This window comes from Blastococcus jejuensis (assembly GCF_039534705.1).
Taxonomy (GTDB): domain Bacteria; phylum Actinomycetota; class Actinomycetes; order Mycobacteriales; family Geodermatophilaceae; genus Blastococcus_B; species Blastococcus_B jejuensis.
This window is the reverse complement of sequence record NZ_BAAAVV010000001.1, coordinates 131890-147969: the sequence shown is the minus strand read 5'-3', so window position 1 is coordinate 147969 and position 16080 is coordinate 131890. Positions and strand designations below refer to the sequence as shown.

Annotated in this window: 12 protein-coding genes; 6 read left to right on the top strand and 6 right to left on the bottom strand. The window is 74.3% G+C overall.

From position 1 onward, the window contains the following. Positions 1 to 75: 75 nt before the first annotated feature. The 3 genes from rfbB to ABD644_RS00685 are packed head-to-tail and all read left to right on the top strand — an operon-like array spanning position 76 to position 3798. Positions 76 to 1095, top strand: coding sequence for a dTDP-glucose 4,6-dehydratase (gene rfbB / locus ABD644_RS00695; RefSeq protein ID WP_344686555.1), 1020 nt, complete (start codon positions 76 to 78; stop codon positions 1093 to 1095). Further along, the gene (rfbD, locus tag ABD644_RS00690) at positions 1092 to 2000 is read left to right on the top strand and encodes a dTDP-4-dehydrorhamnose reductase (RefSeq protein WP_344686554.1); all 909 of its coding nucleotides are present in this window, start codon (positions 1092 to 1094) and stop codon (positions 1998 to 2000) included. The genes rfbB and rfbD overlap by 4 nt, the downstream gene beginning before the upstream one ends. Before the next feature lie 34 nt (positions 2001 to 2034). Continuing rightward, the gene (locus ABD644_RS00685; RefSeq protein ID WP_344686553.1) at positions 2035 to 3798 is read left to right on the top strand and encodes a hypothetical protein; all 1764 of its coding nucleotides are present in this window, start codon (positions 2035 to 2037) and stop codon (positions 3796 to 3798) included. Here ABD644_RS00685 and ABD644_RS00680 read toward each other — a convergent pair. The 3 genes from ABD644_RS00680 to ABD644_RS00670 all read right to left on the bottom strand — a co-directional run bounded on the left by ABD644_RS00680 (position 3686) and on the right by ABD644_RS00670 (position 9868). After that, the gene (locus ABD644_RS00680; protein ID WP_344686552.1) at positions 3686 to 5026 is read right to left on the bottom strand and encodes a glycosyltransferase family 2 protein; all 1341 of its coding nucleotides are present in this window, start codon (positions 5024 to 5026) and stop codon (positions 3686 to 3688) included. The two genes, ABD644_RS00685 and ABD644_RS00680, sit on opposite strands and share 113 nt — an antisense overlap. Positions 5027 to 5212: 186 nt before the next feature. Continuing rightward, on the bottom strand, positions 5213 to 6871 hold the full coding sequence (locus tag ABD644_RS00675; protein WP_344686551.1) for an LCP family protein: 1659 nt from the start codon (positions 6869 to 6871) through the stop codon (positions 5213 to 5215). 201 nt (positions 6872 to 7072) lie between these two features. Then, positions 7073 to 9868 carry a YfhO family protein gene (locus ABD644_RS00670; RefSeq protein WP_344686550.1) on the bottom strand — a complete coding sequence of 932 codons (2796 nt, stop codon included), beginning with the start codon at positions 9866 to 9868 and terminating at the stop codon, positions 7073 to 7075. 155 nt (positions 9869 to 10023) lie between these two features. Between ABD644_RS00670 and ABD644_RS00665 the strand changes: the two genes are divergently transcribed. Continuing rightward, on the top strand, positions 10024 to 10971 hold the full coding sequence (locus ABD644_RS00665) for a glycosyltransferase family 2 protein (RefSeq protein ID WP_344686549.1): 948 nt from the start codon (positions 10024 to 10026) through the stop codon (positions 10969 to 10971). 30 nt (positions 10972 to 11001) lie between these two features. Here the strand turns inward: ABD644_RS00665 and ABD644_RS00660 are convergent, their stop codons facing one another. Together ABD644_RS00660 and ABD644_RS00655 are read right to left on the bottom strand one after the other, a co-directional pair. After that, positions 11002 to 11742, bottom strand: a complete 741-nt coding sequence (locus ABD644_RS00660) for a class I SAM-dependent methyltransferase (RefSeq protein WP_344686548.1) — start codon at positions 11740 to 11742, stop codon at positions 11002 to 11004. After that, positions 11739 to 12878, bottom strand: a complete 1140-nt coding sequence (locus tag ABD644_RS00655; RefSeq protein WP_344686547.1) for a glycosyltransferase — start codon at positions 12876 to 12878, stop codon at positions 11739 to 11741. The genes ABD644_RS00660 and ABD644_RS00655 overlap by 4 nt, the downstream gene beginning before the upstream one ends. A 72-nt stretch (positions 12879 to 12950) precedes the next feature. Between ABD644_RS00655 and ABD644_RS00650 the strand changes: the two genes are divergently transcribed. Further along, positions 12951 to 13937, top strand: a complete 987-nt coding sequence (locus ABD644_RS00650) for a lysylphosphatidylglycerol synthase domain-containing protein (protein ID WP_344686546.1) — start codon at positions 12951 to 12953, stop codon at positions 13935 to 13937. A 21-nt stretch (positions 13938 to 13958) separates the two neighbouring features. On the opposite strand, the gene ABD644_RS00645 is transcribed toward ABD644_RS00650, so the two are convergent. Next, the gene (locus ABD644_RS00645) at positions 13959 to 14786 is read right to left on the bottom strand and encodes a class I SAM-dependent methyltransferase (RefSeq protein WP_344686545.1); all 828 of its coding nucleotides are present in this window, start codon (positions 14784 to 14786) and stop codon (positions 13959 to 13961) included. 118 nt (positions 14787 to 14904) lie between these two features. Here ABD644_RS00645 and ABD644_RS00640 point away from each other — a divergent pair, with 118 nt between their 5' ends. Beyond that, positions 14905 to 16056: a glycosyltransferase gene (locus tag ABD644_RS00640; protein WP_344686544.1), complete on the top strand. Its 1152-nt coding sequence runs from the start codon at positions 14905 to 14907 to the stop codon at positions 16054 to 16056. The last annotated feature ends 24 nt before the right edge of the window (positions 16057 to 16080 follow it).

Genomic DNA, 16080 nt, shown 5'->3' with positions numbered 1-16080 from the left:
CTGTAACACTGGCACCGTCCGTGTCTCACGTCCGCGTGCTGATTGTCACGTCCACCCCGGAAGGGTTCCCACTCGATGCGCATCCTGGTCACCGGCGGCGCCGGCTTCATCGGCTCGCACTACGTGCGCACCATGCTCACCGGGGGCTACCCCGGGTTCGAGGATGCCGAGGTCACGGTCTTCGACAAGCTGACCTACGCCGGGAACCTGGCCAACCTCGCCCCGGTCGCCGACAACCCCCGCTACCGGTTCGTGCAGGGTGACATCTGCAGCTCCGAGGACCTCGACCGGGCCGTCCCCGGCCACGACATCCTGGTCAACTTCGCGGCCGAGTCGCACGTGGACCGGTCCATCCACGGCGCCGCCGACTTCGTCCTGACCAACGTCCTCGGCGCCCAGCAGGTGTTCGAGGCGGCGCTGCGCCACAAGGTGGGGCGCGTGCTGCACGTCTCCACCGACGAGGTCTACGGGTCGATCGACGAGGGCTCCTGGACCGAGGACCACATCCTCGAGCCCAACTCCCCGTACTCCGCGGCGAAGGCCGGCAGCGACCTGATCGCGCGGGCCTACGCCAAGACCTACGGGCTGAACATCTCCATCACCCGCTGCAGCAACAACTACGGGCCGTACCACTTCCCCGAGAAGGTCATCCCGCTCTTCGTCACCAACCTGCTCGACGGCGAGAAGGTGCCGCTCTACGGCGAGGGCGCGAACGTCCGCGACTGGCTGTTCGTCGACGACCACTGCCGGGGCATCCAGCTGGTGGTCGAGAAGGGCCGGCCCGGTGAGTTCTACAACATCGGCGGCGGCCGCGAGCTCTCGAACAAGGAGCTCACCGAGAAGCTGCTCGAGGCGACCGGCCGCGACTGGAGCTACGTCGAGAACATCATCGACCCGCGCGGCGGCGGTCACGACCTGCGGTACTCGGTCGACTACTCCAAGACCGCCGAGCTGGGCTACGCCCCGCGGATGACGTTCGAGGACGGCCTGGCCCTGACGGTGCAGTGGTACCGCGACAACCGCGCCTGGTGGGAGCCGCTCAAGGCCGCGGCGGCGACGGCGCACCAGGTAGTGGGCTCGCAGGACGCGGAGTGACCAGCGGCGAGACCATCGCCTGGCTGGTGACCGGCGCCCGCGGGCAGCTCGGTACGGATCTCCTGGCGGTGCTCGCGGGCCGTCCCGGGAACGACGTCACCGGCCTCGGCCGCGCGGAGCTGGACCTGACCGACGAGGCCGCCGTCCGGTCGACCGTCGACGACTGGCTCTCCGGCGTGCGGGCCGACCGTGCGGTCCTGGTCAACGCGGCGGCCTACACGGCGGTCGACGCCGCGGAGACCGACGAGGAGACCGCGCAGGTCGTCAACGGGCTGGCCCCCGGGTGGCTGGCCGAGGAGATGGCCGGCCGGGGGCGGCTGGTGCACGTGTCCACCGACTACGTCTTCGACGGCACGGCGAGCGAGCCCTACCCGGTGGACGCCCCGATCGCGCCGCGCTCGGCGTACGGCCGCACGAAGGCGGCCGGTGAGCAGGCGGTCGCCGCGGTCGGTGGGGACGCCGCCGTCGTCCGCACGGCCTGGGTGTACGGACGGCACGGTGCCAACTTCGTGCGCACCATGATCCGGCTCGAGGGTCAGCACGAGACCCTCACCGTCGTCGACGACCAGGTCGGGTCGCCCACCTGGTCCGCCGACCTCGCCGCAGGCCTGGTCGAGCTCGGGGTCCGCGAGGGCGACGTCCCCCCGGTGCTGCACTGCACCAACTCCGGCCAGGTCAGCTGGTGCGGCTTCGCGCGGGCCGTCTTCGAGGAGATCGGCGCCGACCCCGAGCGGGTCCGGCCGATCACGACGGCCGAGTTCCCCCGCCCGGCGCCCCGCCCGGCGTACTCGGTCCTCGACGGCGGGGCGTGGGCGGCCGCGGGCTTGACCCCCACCCGTCCCTGGCGCGACGCGCTGGCGCGGGCCATGGAGGGGTGGCCCCGCGAACCCGATCCCTCGGGCTGAGGGCGGTTCGTCGTTGCGGGCACTGGCCCCCAGGGTGCGGTCGTGGTCAGCGCTGGCCGTGCAGGCCGTCGTCGTCGTGCTGGCCGGCTGGGCGAGCCTCGTCCTGCGCAGCGGCGTCCCCCTGGTGCCCAACACCTCGAGCTACGACGGGCTGCTGTTCGCCCGGCTCGGCCGCAACCTGGTCGTCGGTGACTGGCTCGGCGACTACGACCTGCTGACGCTGGCCAAGGGGCCCGGCTACCCGTTCTTCATCGCCCTGGCCCACGGGTTCCGGGTCGACCTCAAGGTGGCCGAGCAGCTCGTCCACCTGTGCGCGGCGGCCGCGGTCGCCCTCGCCGTCCTCGTGTGCACGCGGCGCCCGTGGATGGCCACGGCGGGCTTCGTCTTCCTGGCCCTCGACCCGGCGAACTTCGGCGTCAACAGCGCCGACGTCATGCGGGACAACCTGTTCGCCTCGTTCGGCGTCCTGGTCCTGGCCCTGGGGTTCCTGACCGCGGTGGGCGTGGCCCGCCGGAGCCGCTGGGTGTGGATCGTGCTCGGCGCGGTGAGCACCGGGATCGTCGGCGCCGCGTACTGGCTCACCCGCGAGGAGGGGGTGACGATCCTCCCGCCCCTGGCCGTGATGGTGCTCGCCGTCCTGCTGGTGGCCTGGCGGGGACGGCGCCGGGACGACGAGCCCCGGAGCCGGTGGTGGATCGCCCGGCCGGCCGTGGCGACCGTGCTGGTCGCGGTCTTCGCCGTGGCGCCGCTGTACGCCGTGGGTGCCGTGAACGAGGACCGGTACGGGGTCTTGCTGCTCAACGACCAGGGGGAGGGCACCTTCCTCCGGGCGTACGCGGACTGGAGCCGGGTGGACGCCGGCCCCCGGCCGGCGCGGGTCCCGATCGACGCCGACCAGCGCGAAGCGGTCTACGAGGTGAGCCCCGCCGCGCGACAGCTGCGCCGGAGCCTCGAGGACCCGGAGAACCAATGGCGCGGTTTCGGGTGCGTGGTCCAGGACGGCGCCGTCTGCGACTACTCGGGCGGATGGATGATCTGGGCCCTGCGCGAGGCGGCGGAGGAGCGGGGGCACTTCGACACCGCCGAGGACGCGCAGGCCTTCTTCGGGCGGCTGTCGGCCGACATCGAGGCGGCCTGCGACGACGGCCGGCTGACCTGTGCCGCGCGGCTGCCGGCCAGCCTGCAGCCGCTGCAGCGGGCGCCGCTGGGGCCCCTCGCTGCGAACATCGCCGGGTTCGCCTGGGACACGCTGACCGCCCGCGACCTGTACCAGACGCCCACGGTGACGCCGGAGCTGCCGGAGCTGTTCCGGGCGGAGTACGCCCTCGTCGTCAGCGATCTCCCGGACAGCTCCGCGGCCGCGGAGCAGGAGATGACCGAGTTCCGCGAGCGGCAGGGGCCCTACGACGCCCTGGGCAGCCTCTACGGGGTGCTGGTGCCCGCATCGGTCCTGCTGGGCCTGGCCGGGTGCGGGACGGCCGTCGTGCGCGCGGTCCGCGGCCGGCGGCCCGCGGGCTTCCTGCTGGCCCTCGCGCTGGGTCTGGCGGCCGGGTTCGCCGTCCGGTCCTTCCTGCTCGCCGTCATCCAGACCGCCGACTTCGACGTGGTCGCCCGCTACCTGCTCCCGGGCTACGCGATGGCGACGGCCTTCGCGGTCGTGGGCATCGCGGCCGGGGTCGCGTCGATCAGCGCAGGACGGTCGAGCGCTCCGGGTCGGGGTGGGCGACGTCGTCCCGAGCCGCCGGAGCCGCGGCGGGAGCCGGAGCAGGATCCTGCCGAGCCGCTCCCGACAGGCTGACCGCGAAGGCGGTCACCGCGATCTGGACGCCGCCGACCACGAACACCATGCCGAGGATCGGCAGGCGCATCGAGGAGACCGGGTCGAGCTCGCCGAATCCCTCGGCGCCCCAGCTGGCCAGCGCGTAGACGAACGCACCGATGCCGAGCAGGACCGAGACGGCGCCCAGCATCAGCCCGCGTTCGACGGTCACCCGGTCGATCCACTTCTCCAGCTGAGGGCTGGGTGGCAGCAGACCGAGCCCCGACGCGTAGGCGCGCGCCACCAGGGCCAGCCCGCCCACCTGCAGGCCGACGACGACCAGCGTGGCGCTGGCGAGCATGGTGTGGATGCCGAAGGTGACGTCACCCACCTGCACCGAACCACCCGAGAGCGCCGCCAGGCCGACGGTGCCCACGGCCAGCAGCAGCAGCGCGGGGTACAGGAAGAGCCAGCGCGGGCTGAACGCGAGCAGGAAGCGCAGGTGCCGCCAGCCGTCGGACCAGGTGCGCAGGTGCGGCGGCCGGCTGCGGCCGTCGGGCCGCAGGGTGGTGGGCACCTCGGTGATCCGCAGGCCCGCCAGCGCGCTGCGGACGACGGTCTCGCTGGCGAACTCCATGCCGTCGGTCTGCATGCCGAGGCTGCGGATGGTGTCGCGGTGGAACGCGCGCATGCCGCAGTGGAAATCGCCGACCGGGATGCCGAAGAAGCGCCGGCCGACCCAGGAGAGCACGGGATTGCCGAGGTAGCGGTGCAGCGGGGGCATCGCGCCGGGGGCGATGCCGCCCTGGAAGCGGTTGCCCATGACCAGGTCGGCGCCGCCGCGCAGTGCCTCGAGGAACGGACCCAGGTCGTCGAGGGCATAGCTGTCGTCGGCGTCGGCCATCAGCACGTACCGGCCCCGGGCGGCGTCGATGCCGCCGCGCAGCGCGGCCCCGTACCCGCGACGATCGACCGGGACGACGCGCGCGCCGGCCGCCTCGGCGATGGCCTGCGAGCCGTCGGTCGAGCCGTTGTCCGCCACGACGATCTCCCCGCGGACGCCGAGCTCGTCGAGGCTCGCGCGCGCCTTGCGGATGCACAGTTCCAGCGTCTCGGCCTCGTTCAGGCACGGGAGGACGACGCTGAGCTCGATGTCCTCGACGTGGTTGTCGTCGAACCGGACACCGTCGGTCTGGACGACGTTGCCCTCGAACCGGTGACGGGTGGCCGCTCCGTGCGGCATCTCGTGGCGCCCTGTGATCGTCACCGGGGCACCGCCGACACGAAAGAGACGGCGAAACAGCCGGTCGAGGGACTCCAGGAACCGCACTTCTCAACGTGACCCACGCACCTACCATCACCGCAGGAGCAGCGATGCGCCAGCGCGACGGCCGGCACCCACTCCGGAGAGTCGGCCCTGACCGGCGTTTTCACCCGTTCGGTGTCTGGTACGTCACCTGCTCGTCGGAGGCTGGCCTTCGTCGAGCGCCTCGCGGGCGGCAACCGGGTCGTACGCGCAGGCATCGGCGGTGGCGCGTACCGGGGGAGCCGACGTCGTCGCCCCGGTCTGCCCGCCGGCCACCGACGGCTCACCAACGGCGACGGGGGCTCCCGCTCCCGGCTCGCCCGTGGGGGCCCCGGCCGGCGCCGGTGCCGTGCCGCCCGTGGCGACGGCCTCGCTGACCAGGCTGCGGATCAGGTCGTAGTCGGGGTAGGCCGGCCGGATGACGCTGTCGTCCAGGACGAGGCTGCGGATGCCGGCGTCCTTGACCTTCAGGGCCAGGTCGGCCAGGTCGCCGACGACCGACTGCGGGATGTCGGTGGTGACGATGTCCTGCGTCGTGGCGGCGATCTCCTGGTACTGGCGCAGGAGGGTCATGGGGTCCGCTGCCGCGATCATCGCGTCGATCATGCAGCGCTGACGGTCCATCCGCTGGTAGTCGGTGAGCCCGAACCGCCCGCGGGCGAAGTGGAGGGCCCGTTCGCCGTCCATGAGCTGGTTCGGGCCCGGCGCGATGTAGGCCAGCGGCAGGTAGCCCAGCGTGGGCTCGCCGCCGATGGGCACGTAGTAGTTGACGTTGACCGTGATGCCGCCGAGGGCGTCGATCAGCCGGCTGAAGCCCTCGAGGTTGACCAGCACGTAGTAGTCGATGGTCAGGCCGAGCGCTTCGCCCACGCCGAGCTTGAGGAAGTCCGCCCCGGGGTTGTCGGTCGGGCCGAGGATGTCGGGGTGCGCCGCGGGGCCGTTCCGGTACACCGCGTTGAGGAGGCTCTCGCTCTCGCTGCCGGCCCAGAACCCGTCGGGGTACACGTCGGCCAGCGGGCTGTCCTCGGGGAACGGCAGTTCCTGCAGGTTGCGCGGCAGGCTGATGGTCGTCGTGAGGCCCGTCTCGGTGTCGATGCTGGCGACGATCACCGTGTCGGTCCGGACGCCGTCCCGGCCGTCGCCGCCGTCGCCGCCGAGCAGCAGGATGTTCACGCGCTCCTTGCCCGCCCAGGCGTCGGCCGTCGGCACGGTCGCCGACCTCCCCGAGTCCCCGAACAGGCCGCTCACGAGGTCGCGCTGGACGGAGGCGAGGTGGGCGACCTCGAACGCGGGTGCGGCGACGGCCAGCGCCAGCAGCACGACGAGCAGGCCGCCGAACGCGTGCTGCGGCCGCGAGGTGGAGTCGGGGGCCAGCATCCGGTAGCCGGCGATGATCACGAGTGACCAGACGACGGCCAGCCCGACCGCGGCCGCGATGACCAGCAGGAGGGCCGTCGGGTCCACCGCGACGCGGACGGCGACGTCCTGCCCGGCCGTGGCCAGCCACGCGGCGCCGCCGACGACGGCGACCAGGCCCGCGATCAGCAGCCACCCCAGACGGCGGCGGCCCGCGACCACCAGGGCCGAGCCCGGGATCAGCGCACCGAGGACCGTGAGGGCGAGCACGCGGCCGAAGCCGGGATCCTCCTCGACGGCCTCGCGGTCCCACGACCGGGAGGAGCCCGCCAGGGAGCCGTGGTCGCGGTGCGGGCGGGGACGGGGAGGTCGGCCGAGGCGCGGGTCGAGCCGTGCGGGGAGGGGGCGGCCGCTCGTGGCGCCCGGCCCGGGGACCCGCTGTCGATTCACCGGCTTCCTCACTCTCGGCGGGCTGTGACGGGCCCGTCCGCCACCACGATCCCCGGGGGCGCCGGTCCGGCGCCGCACGGGCGGTGGGGGAGCGCCGATCGTAGGCACGCCGGGCCCGCGCGGACCCGCGACACGAGCAACCGGACGCAGCGGGTGGTACCCGTCGGTCACATCCGTCGCAGGGGTCCCGGCGTGCCGGGATCAGGCGCGGTCGGGCCGGAGCCGACGGCCGCGGGGCAACCAGGGCGCGAGGGCCATCAGCAGGATCAGCACGGCGCCGAGACCGGTGGCGGCGAGGCCGGCCGCGGCGCCCCGAGGCGTGTACGTGAAGGTGACCTCGTGGTCGCCGGCCGGGACCGGCACGGCGCCGAAGGCGTGATCGGCATCGACGATGTCGACCGGGGCCCCGTCGACCGTCGCCGTCCAGTCCACCTGGACGGAGTCGGCCAGGACCAGGTACCCGGCACCCTCGGCGGTCACGTCCACCCGCACGCGGTCGCCGCTGTCCTCGAGGACCTCGACCGTCGCCGGGCTGCCCTCGAGGGGGTCGTCGGCCGCCCGGTCGAGGACGACCGTGTCGGCGGGGAGGTCGCCCCCGGTCAGGGCCGCCACCCGGTCCTCCGGTGCCGCGATCACCTCGGTGGCCGACGCCCAGCGCACGCGGGGCGCCAGGGTCAGGCGCTCCCAGATCACCGCCCCCTCGGCGTGCACCATGCGCAGCCCGTCGTCCTCGGGGCGGACGACGGACAGGCCGGGCCGTCCGGACCCGTCGGCACCCACCAGGGGTGCGTCCGACGACCCGACCCAGGAGATCTCGACGGTGGCGGTGCCACCCTCGGGCAGGGACTCGCCGACCAGGGGCACCGTCAGGGACGACGGTGGCCGGGGGTACTGGACGTAGCGGCGGGTGGCCGCCAGCTCTGCCCCGTCCTCGTCGAGCACCCGCACCACGAGGTGGCCGTCCCCGGGCGTGGCCGGGCTGCTGCGGAAGTCCAGGACCAGCCCGCGCAGCGGCCCGCCGGGGATCTCCGCGGTCATCGGGGGGGCGTCGGCCGTCGGGACGGCGACGGGCTCGAGCTCGGCCTCCTCCTCGGACTCCACCGGTTCGACGCGGCCGGGCACCTCCTGGTCGGGGTCGACGGTGATGTAGCGCACGCCCATGCGGTCCAGGCCCGGGGACTGCCAGATGTCGAGGTCGGTCTCGCGCGGCAGCACCCAGTTCGTGGCGCTGAGCAGGCAGGGCTCACACACGGCGCGGCGGAGGTCGTTGAACTCCGAGGTCGAGAACACGTGCCCGGGTGCGGTGCGCAGGCCGTAGTAGGCGGTCGGCCCGCTGACCATGGTCGACCCGGTCACGGCGATGCGGTCGCTGCCCTGGTGCTCGAGCAGGAAGTCGTGGACGGGGGTGGTCGGGTAGAAGGCCTCGCGGTCGACCTGCGCCCACATGGGCCGGGCGGCGGTGACCGCCTGGACCGCCACGAGGACGGGGACGACCGCCAGGACGGCCACCCGCCAGGACGGGCGGAACGCGGTGACGACGACCGCGCCCGCGGTGGCCACGGCCGCCGCGATCGCGAGGGCGAGGATGGCTCGCTGCTGCGCCGGGTCGAGCGGTCCCGCCGTCCGGCGGTACACCCACAACGCCGCCAGGCCGACCACGGCCACGGCCGCGCCCATCCCGGCCAGCAGCGCCGGACGGGACCACCGGCCGGTGACCGGGAGGCCCCGCAGCGCGGCGTCGAACCCCAGCCCGGCGAGCACGGCCGCGGCCAGGAGCACCACGGAGGTCAGCCGGCCGATCGGGTTGCCGGAGAAGATCGGCAGCGCACCCACCCAGTCCAGCAGCGGGCCCTGCACGTAGATCAGCAGCACGCCGACGGCGGCGACGGCGGCGAAGTAGGAGCGCGCGCCCCGCGGCACGCCACCCCCCGGGCGCACCAGCAGCGCGACGACGACCAGCACCGCGGCGGCCGCGCCGAGGTAGGCGTCGGCCTCGATCGGGTTGGTCGCGGTCTGGAAGGGCTCGCCGTGCAGCGTCCCCCAGGCGTTGGGGAACAGCGAGGTCAGCGCCATGCGCAGCGGGATCAGCCGGTCGAAGGACTCCGCCCGGTAGCTCGTGTCGAGGTCGACGAAGGTGTAGACGAAGCCCGCGAGCTGCACGCCGGCGAGCAGGAAGCCCGTCGCCAGCGCGGCGACCAGCCGGCCCACGTCGAGCAGGGCGGCCCGCAGCCGGGGGCCGTCCACCGCGCGGGTGGCCAGGCGGAGCAGCACGTAGCCGCCGGCCGCGTAGAGCCCCAGGCCGGTCACCGCCGGGAACCCGCCGAGGAGGAGGAAGGCGACGGTCAGCGCGACCGGGATCTGGGCCCGCCAGGTGCGCACCTGCAGGGCGCGCTCGACCGACCAGAACAGCCACGGCAGCATCGCCGCCACACCGGCGTGCGGCCAGTTCGTCCAGGCGATCATGAAACCGCTGCCGGCGTAGACCATGCCGCCCAGCCACGCGGCGTGCGGGGCCAGCCTCCACCGCCGGAGGAACAGAGCCGTGCCGGCCGTGGCCAGCACGAGCACGGTCAGCTTCTCCCAGGCCGGCGCCATGCTGTGCGGGAACACCCACCAGGCCCACCCGGTGGGTGCCAGCAGGCCGTACGACGGGGTGCTGAGCAGTGCACCCCCGGCGCCCTGGCGCGAGGACCAGCCCGCCCAGTCGCCGTCGCGGGCCCGGTCGACGATCTCGGCGCGCCCGGGTATGGCGGAGTCGATCGTGTCGCCGATCGTGTTGTTGGTGACCTCGATGGGCTCCTGGCCGTAGGCGAGCCACGGCTTGTGGTTGACCAGCTCGCCGCCGCCGTAGAACGCCGTCTGCCCGACCAGCGACGACCCCAGCGTCAGGACGACGAACGCCAGCGCGGACAGGACGAGGACGGCGGTCAGGAAGCGGGACGCGCTCCGCCCGAGCCCGGGACGGTCCGACTCGGCCTGGTCGGCGGGGTGCGGCACGGAGTTCCTCCGGATCGGTCACGGGCGGGTCGGTCCGCTGACCTGCGACGAGTCGCGCGGGGACCGTGGCCGATGACAGCGGACTCCCGGCGCAGTGCCTGTCGCCAGGCGCGGGCCGGGGCGGTGACTGAGGCCTTTGCCTAAGCTAGCCCACTGTGACCGCTGCTCCTGCGCACCTCTCCGTGACCGCTGCCGAGCAGCCGGCGGGGGAGAACAGTCTCGACGTCACCGTGGTGCTCCCGTGCTTCAACGAGGAGGCGCACGTCCTCCAAGAGGTGGAGCGCATCACGAAGGCGATGGACGACAGCGAGTTCAGCTACGAGCTGCTGGTCATCGACGACAAGTCCACCGACCGGACCCTGGAGGTCCTGCGGGAGGCGCTGCCGCGCTTCCCGCACATGCGGCTCATGCCCTTCCGCGTCAATGGCGGGTCGGGCACGGCTCGCCGGATCGGCACCCGCGAGGCCTACGGGCGGATCGTCGTCTGGACCGACGCGGACATGACGTACCCGAACGAGCGGATCCCCGAGTTCGTGCGGTACCTGGTGCAGGACCCGGGCGTCGACCAGGTCGTGGGCGCCCGGACGACCGAGGAGGGGACGCACAAGTTCCTCCGCGTGCCCGCCAAGTGGATGATCCGGAAGGTGGCCGAGCGGCTGTCGGCGACCAAGATCCCCGACCTCAACTCCGGTCTCCGGGCGTTCCGGCGCGACGTCTCCCTGCCCTACCTGCGGCTGCTGCCCCCGGGGTTCAGCTGCGTCACCACGATCACGATGTCGTTCCTGTCCAACCAGCACCCGGTGGAGTACCTGCCGATCGACTACGCGAAGCGGTCCGGCCAGTCGAAGTTCCACTTCACCAAGGACGCCTACCGCTACATCCTCCAGGTGCTCCGGATGGTCATGTACTTCAATCCCATCAAGGTGCTCATGCCGCTGGCGCTGACCCTGCTGGGGCTGTCGTTCGTGAAGGGCGTCATCGACGTCATCCGCTACAACTTCGGCATCACCACGAACGCCGTCCTGCTGTTCATCAGCGGGCTGCTGATCTTCACGCTGGCGCTGCTGGCCGACCTGATCGTCCGGTCGCGCGGCGAGACCTGACCCGGCGCCCCGGGTCAGCGGTGTCAGCGGTCAGGCCGGCCGCCGGGCCAGGACGATCAGTCCGGTGCCGCGGTCGCGCCGGAGGCGCTGGGCGACGCGGAACGGCAGGCTGAGCCACTGGGTGGCCAGCCCGGCGGCAGTGCTGCGGGGCTGGAAGGCGCGTCCGCTGCCGGCCGACCGGGAGTCCATGGACCGCTCCGCCGCCGCGGCCTCCGCCCGGCGCAGCGCGCGGTTGCGGACGTCCTCGAGCACGTACGCCAGCGGCCAGCCGTACAGGACAGTCCGCACGACCTCCAGCTCGGTGGTGGCCAGGACCGCGGCCAGCTGGTCGGGGTCGTAGCGCCGGAAGTGACCCACCTCGGCGTCCATGGGGCCGTAGCGGTCCTGCCAGGCCGGGACGGAGAGCAGGAGGTGCCCTCCGGGACGCACCCGGCGGGTCCACGACTGCAGGGCGGCGCGGTCGTCCTCGATGTGCTCCAGGACCTCGAACGCGCAGACGAGGTCGAACGTCTCCTCCGCGGGGAGCGACTCGTCCCCGGCCAGCACGCGACCGGATGCCCCGACCCGCTCGGCCGCGACCGCGCGGGACTGGGCGTCGGGCTCGATGCCGGTGTACGTGCGCCCGCGAGCCAGGCGGCTGCCCGCGGCGCCCATGCCGCAGCCGAACTCGAGCACCGTCGCGGGCGCGATCTCCTCGACCCACCGCCGGATGAAGTCCCACCGGAGCCACGCCCGGAGGGTCAGCGGCGGGAGGGGCGGGGCCTGGGTCATCTGTGCTCCTGGAGAGACGTCGACGGGGGATGGCGCCGGGCGAGGGCCTGCTGCAGCGGTGCGGTCACGGCCCGCGGCGAGAACATCTCGCGGGCCCGGGCGGCGCTCGCCGTCCGCAGCTCCGCGGTCGCCGCCCGGTCGTCGGCCAGCCGCCGCAGGGCGACCGCGAGCGCGGCGGCGTCGCCGGCCTCGACGAACACGCCCGCCGATCCCAGCGCCCGGCGCTGCGGCGGGGTGTCACCGGTGACGACGACGCAGCCCGCGGCCGCGCCCTGGTAGGCCTTGTTGGGCACCACGCGCCGGCTCTTCGGCCCGGTGCCGAAGATGCCGAGGCAGACGTCGTGGGCCGCGACCAGCGCCGGCAGCTCGTGGGCGGGGATCCACTCGTGCCAGGTGACGTGCGGGTTCGCGCGGCCGAGCGCGTGGGCGCGCTCGAAGTCCTGGCCGCTGCCGGCCATCGTCACCTCGATGTCGGGGCGGTCGGCCAGCAGGGCCAGCGCCTGCGCGATGGTGACGGTGCCCTGCAGCGGGGTGTGCAGCCCGAAGAAGACGGCACGCAGCGGCCGGTCGGCCCGCGGGGCGGGGGCGGCCTGCTGCGCCTCGAACCACGAGACGTCCGCGCCGACCGGGCAGACCACGGTGTCCTCGCGGCGCCGGCTGGGGACGAGCGCGGCATGCTCCTCGGTGTCGACGACCACCACGTCGGCGCAGGCCAGGGCGAGGCGGTCCAGCCCGTCCAGCAGCCGGCCGCGGAGCCCCGCGCCGGCCCCGCGGTCGCGGGCGGTGTCGCCGGCGAACACGAGGTGATCGAGGACCACGGTGGTCCGCGGGAAGGCCAGCCGGGCCAGGACGACGTCGAAGTGCCCGAGGTAGCCCACGAGCACCGCGTCCACGGGCGACCTGCGGACGGCCCGGACGCCGCGCACGAGGATCGAGGTCCAGCACCGCAGCAGCCGCACCACGAGCAGCGGCAGCCGCCAGGGCTGCTGGAGCATGCGCACCCGCTCCGCGGTGCTCAGCCCGAGCGGCCGGACGACCTCCTCGACCTCGACGCCCCGGTCGCGGAGCCCGGCGACGAGGACCCCGACCCGGGGATGACGCGACACGTCGTAGGTGCCGAAGGCCAGGACGCGCATGCAACCTCTCGGGTGGGGGTGGTGCCGTGGCGTGAGCCGGGACGGGACTGTCCGTAGCCTAGGGTGGCCGCGATGTCCGAACAGGAGTGGGCAGCCGTGTCGGCCCCCGCGGACGGGGCCGGGCGGACGCGGGTTCGCGGGTGGCGCTGGGTGGTCCGGACCGCCTTCCTCGTGGCCGCTCTCGTGGCGTGCGGGCTGGTCATCTGGCGGACCCGCGAGGACTTCCTGGCCGCGGTGGCCGACGTCTCCGCCTTCCCGCTCGTGCTCGCGTTCCTGGCTGTGCTCGTCGGCGGCGTCGTGCCCATGTTCGCCTGGCGGGTGCTCATCCTCGACCTCGGGTCCCCGATCCCGCTCGCGGCCGGCGCCCGCATCTACTTCGTCGCGCAGCTCGGGAAGTTCATCCCGGGCTCGGTGTGGAGCGTGCTCGCGCAGGTGGAGCTGGCCCGGGAGTACCGGGTCCCGGCCCGCCGCTCCGCGACGGTGGGGCTGCTGACCATCGTCACCGCGGCGGTCAGTGCCGTGCTCGTCCTGGGCCTGGCCCTGCCTTTCTCCACCGAGGAACTGCGGCGCGGGTACTGGTGGGTCGTCCTGCTCCTGCCGCCATTGCTGGTCCTGCTGTACCCGCCCGTGATCCGGCGGTGGTCGGCGCTGCTGTTCCGGCTGCTGCGCCGCCCGGCGGACGACCTGGACGTGTCGGTGCGGGCACTGGCCGCATCCGTCGGCTGGATGGTCGTCGCGTGGGTGTTCTACGGCCTGCAGCTGTACGCGCTCGTGGCCGACGCGGCACCCGACGACGTGTCCGCGGGCCCCCAGGTCGCCCTCCAGTGCCTGGGCATCTTCGCCCTGGCCTGGGTGGCGGGCCTGCTGTTCGTCGTGGTGCCGGCCGGCGCCGGCGTGCGGGAGGTGATCATCGTCCTGGGGCTGGCGTCGGTGCTGCCCTCGGGCGCCGCGCTGGCCGTGGCGCTGCTGTCGCGGGTGCTGCTCACGGTGACCGACCTGCTCCTCGCGGGCCTCGCCGTCCTCGCCTACCGCGCCCGGCGCTCGCGCGACGCGGTCTGACCCGGCCGCCGGAGCGGCGCGTCAGGCGCGGGCGACGACGACGACGTTCACCGACGGCGCTGCGGTCGCGGAGATCTCGATGTCGTCGAGGCCGAAGCCGAAGTCCTGCGGCGCCGACGGCGACGTCGCCGCCGACGCGGCTCCGTCGAGCTTCTTCAGCGCGTGCAGCCCCCGTGTCCGCCAGGCCTCGGGAGCCCCGGGGAAGGTGAAGGGGTAGGCGGCGATCCGCAGCTTGCGGCAGCGGTTGATCTCGAGGGCGATGACGTCGGCCGGGGCGGACATCCCGAGCGTCTCCTGCACGTCGAAGCCGGCCGCGGACACCAGGCCGGTGAGCTCCTCGGGCGTGAACTCGTGCAGGTGCCACACGTTCCAGGGGCGCTGTTTCGGGAAGAGCCGGGTGGCCCGGTCGGGCGTGACGCACAGCAGCGTCCCGCCGGGCTTGAGCACGCGCCGGGCCTCGGCGAGGTAGGCCGGGGCCGACGGGACGTGCTCGATCACCTGGAAGGACGTCACGACGTCGAACGAGTCGTCCGGGAACGGCAGGGGCGTCTCCTCGACCGGCGCGATCCGCTCGAAGCTCAGGTTGTCCGCCGAGTACCGGCCGCGGGCGTAGCGCACCGCGTCCTCCGACACGTCCACCCCGACGACCGAGGCCGCCGACGGCGCCATGCGGGCGGCGCCGTACCCGGTGCCGGTGCCGTAGTCGAGCACCCGGGCCCCGGCCGCCTGCTTCGCGGCCCAGTCGTAGGTGGCCACGTGGAGCAGGTAGATCAGGTGGTCCCCGGCCGAGGACTGGTAGCTGTCCTCGGTCATGCGCTCGCTGGTGGCCTCGTAGTCCTCGGCTGCCATCCCCCTGCCCTCCTGTGCGGGTCGACCGGTCGGCCCAGCCCAGAGCATCGCATCCGGGGGTCGTGCGGCCGACGCCCGTCCGGATCGGCGGCGGAGGGGCCGTTGCTACGGTCTGCGGGTGGCCGCAGGGCAGTCGACCGGTGCCGGCCCGGACAGCCGGCCGCGGGCCGACCTGGCGGTGGCCGTCCTGCTGGAGCAGTGCCTGGCCCCCGTGCCGGGGGGCACCGGCCGCTACGCGGCCGAGGTGTTCCGCGCGCTCGCCGAGAACCGCCCGCCCGGCGCCACCGTCAGCGGCTGGACGGCGTGGCACGCCGACGTCGGTGGCGCCCGCGTCCCCGGCGGTCCGGCTCCCCGCCGCCTCCTGCTGCCCCGGCGCCCGCTGATCGCGGCGTGGGAGCGGGGTGTCGGCCCGGCGCCGCGGGGCGCCGGGCTCGTCCACGCCCCGACCCCGCTGTTCCCGCCCCGCCGGGGCCGGCCGCTGGTCGTCACGGTCCACGACGCGGTGCCCTGGACCCACCCGGAGACCCTCACCCCGCGGGGCGTGCGCTGGCACCGCACGATGATCGAGCGGGCCGCCCGCGTCGCCGACGCCGTCGTCGTCCCGACGGAGGCGGTCGCCGAGGCCCTGGCGCCGCACGTCGCGTTCCGCCGTCCCGTGGTCGTCGTCGGGGAGGGGGTGAGCGCCGGCCTCGAGCCGCCGGCCGACGCCGACCGCCGGGCCGCGGCGCTCGGCCTCCCCGAGGGCGACTACCTGGTCACGCTCGCGACCATCGAACCGCGCAAGGGCCTCGACGTGCTGCTCGACGCGCTGGCCCGGCGCGCGGCCCCGGAGGTCCCCCTCCTCGTCGTCGGCCAGCCGGGCTGGGGCGGGATCGACGTGACGCAGCGGGCCTCCGAGCTCGGCCTCGGCGACCGCGTGCGGCTGCTCGGTCGCCTGGACGACGAGGACCTCGGGGTGACCCTCGCCCGAGCCGCCGTGCTGGTGGCCCCGAGCAGAGCCGAGGGCTTCGGCCTGCCGGTGCTGGAGGCGATGGCGGCCGGCGTCCCCGTCGTGAGTTCCGACGCGCCGGCGCTGGCGGAGGTCGGCGGCGGTGCCACGGTCACCGTGCCGGTCGGCGACGACGCGGCGCTGGCGAGCGCGCTCGCGGACGTCCTGGGGTCGCCGTCGACCCGCGCGCAGCTCGCCGCGGCCGGCCGGCGGCGGGCAGCGGACTTCAGCTGGTCACGGACGGCCGCGCAGCTGTGGGAGCTCTACGCCTCGCTGTGCTGAGACGGCGGCCCTGTGCCGACGCGG

What these genes read in the sequence shown, in the direction of transcription:
- ABD644_RS00660 (WP_344686548.1), bottom strand. Translation starts at nt 11,742, where the DNA reads ATGACCCAGGCCCCGCCCCTCCCGCCGCTGACCCTCCGGGCGTGGCTC.
- ABD644_RS00650 (WP_344686546.1), top strand. Translation starts at nt 12,951, where the DNA reads ATGTCCGAACAGGAGTGGGCAGCCGTGTCGGCCCCCGCGGACGGGGCC.
- rfbB (WP_344686555.1), top strand. Translation starts at nt 76, where the DNA reads ATGCGCATCCTGGTCACCGGCGGCGCCGGCTTCATCGGCTCGCACTAC.
- ABD644_RS00645 (WP_344686545.1), bottom strand. Translation starts at nt 14,786, where the DNA reads ATGGCAGCCGAGGACTACGAGGCCACCAGCGAGCGCATGACCGAGGAC.
- ABD644_RS00655 (WP_344686547.1), bottom strand. Translation starts at nt 12,878, where the DNA reads ATGCGCGTCCTGGCCTTCGGCACCTACGACGTGTCGCGTCATCCCCGG.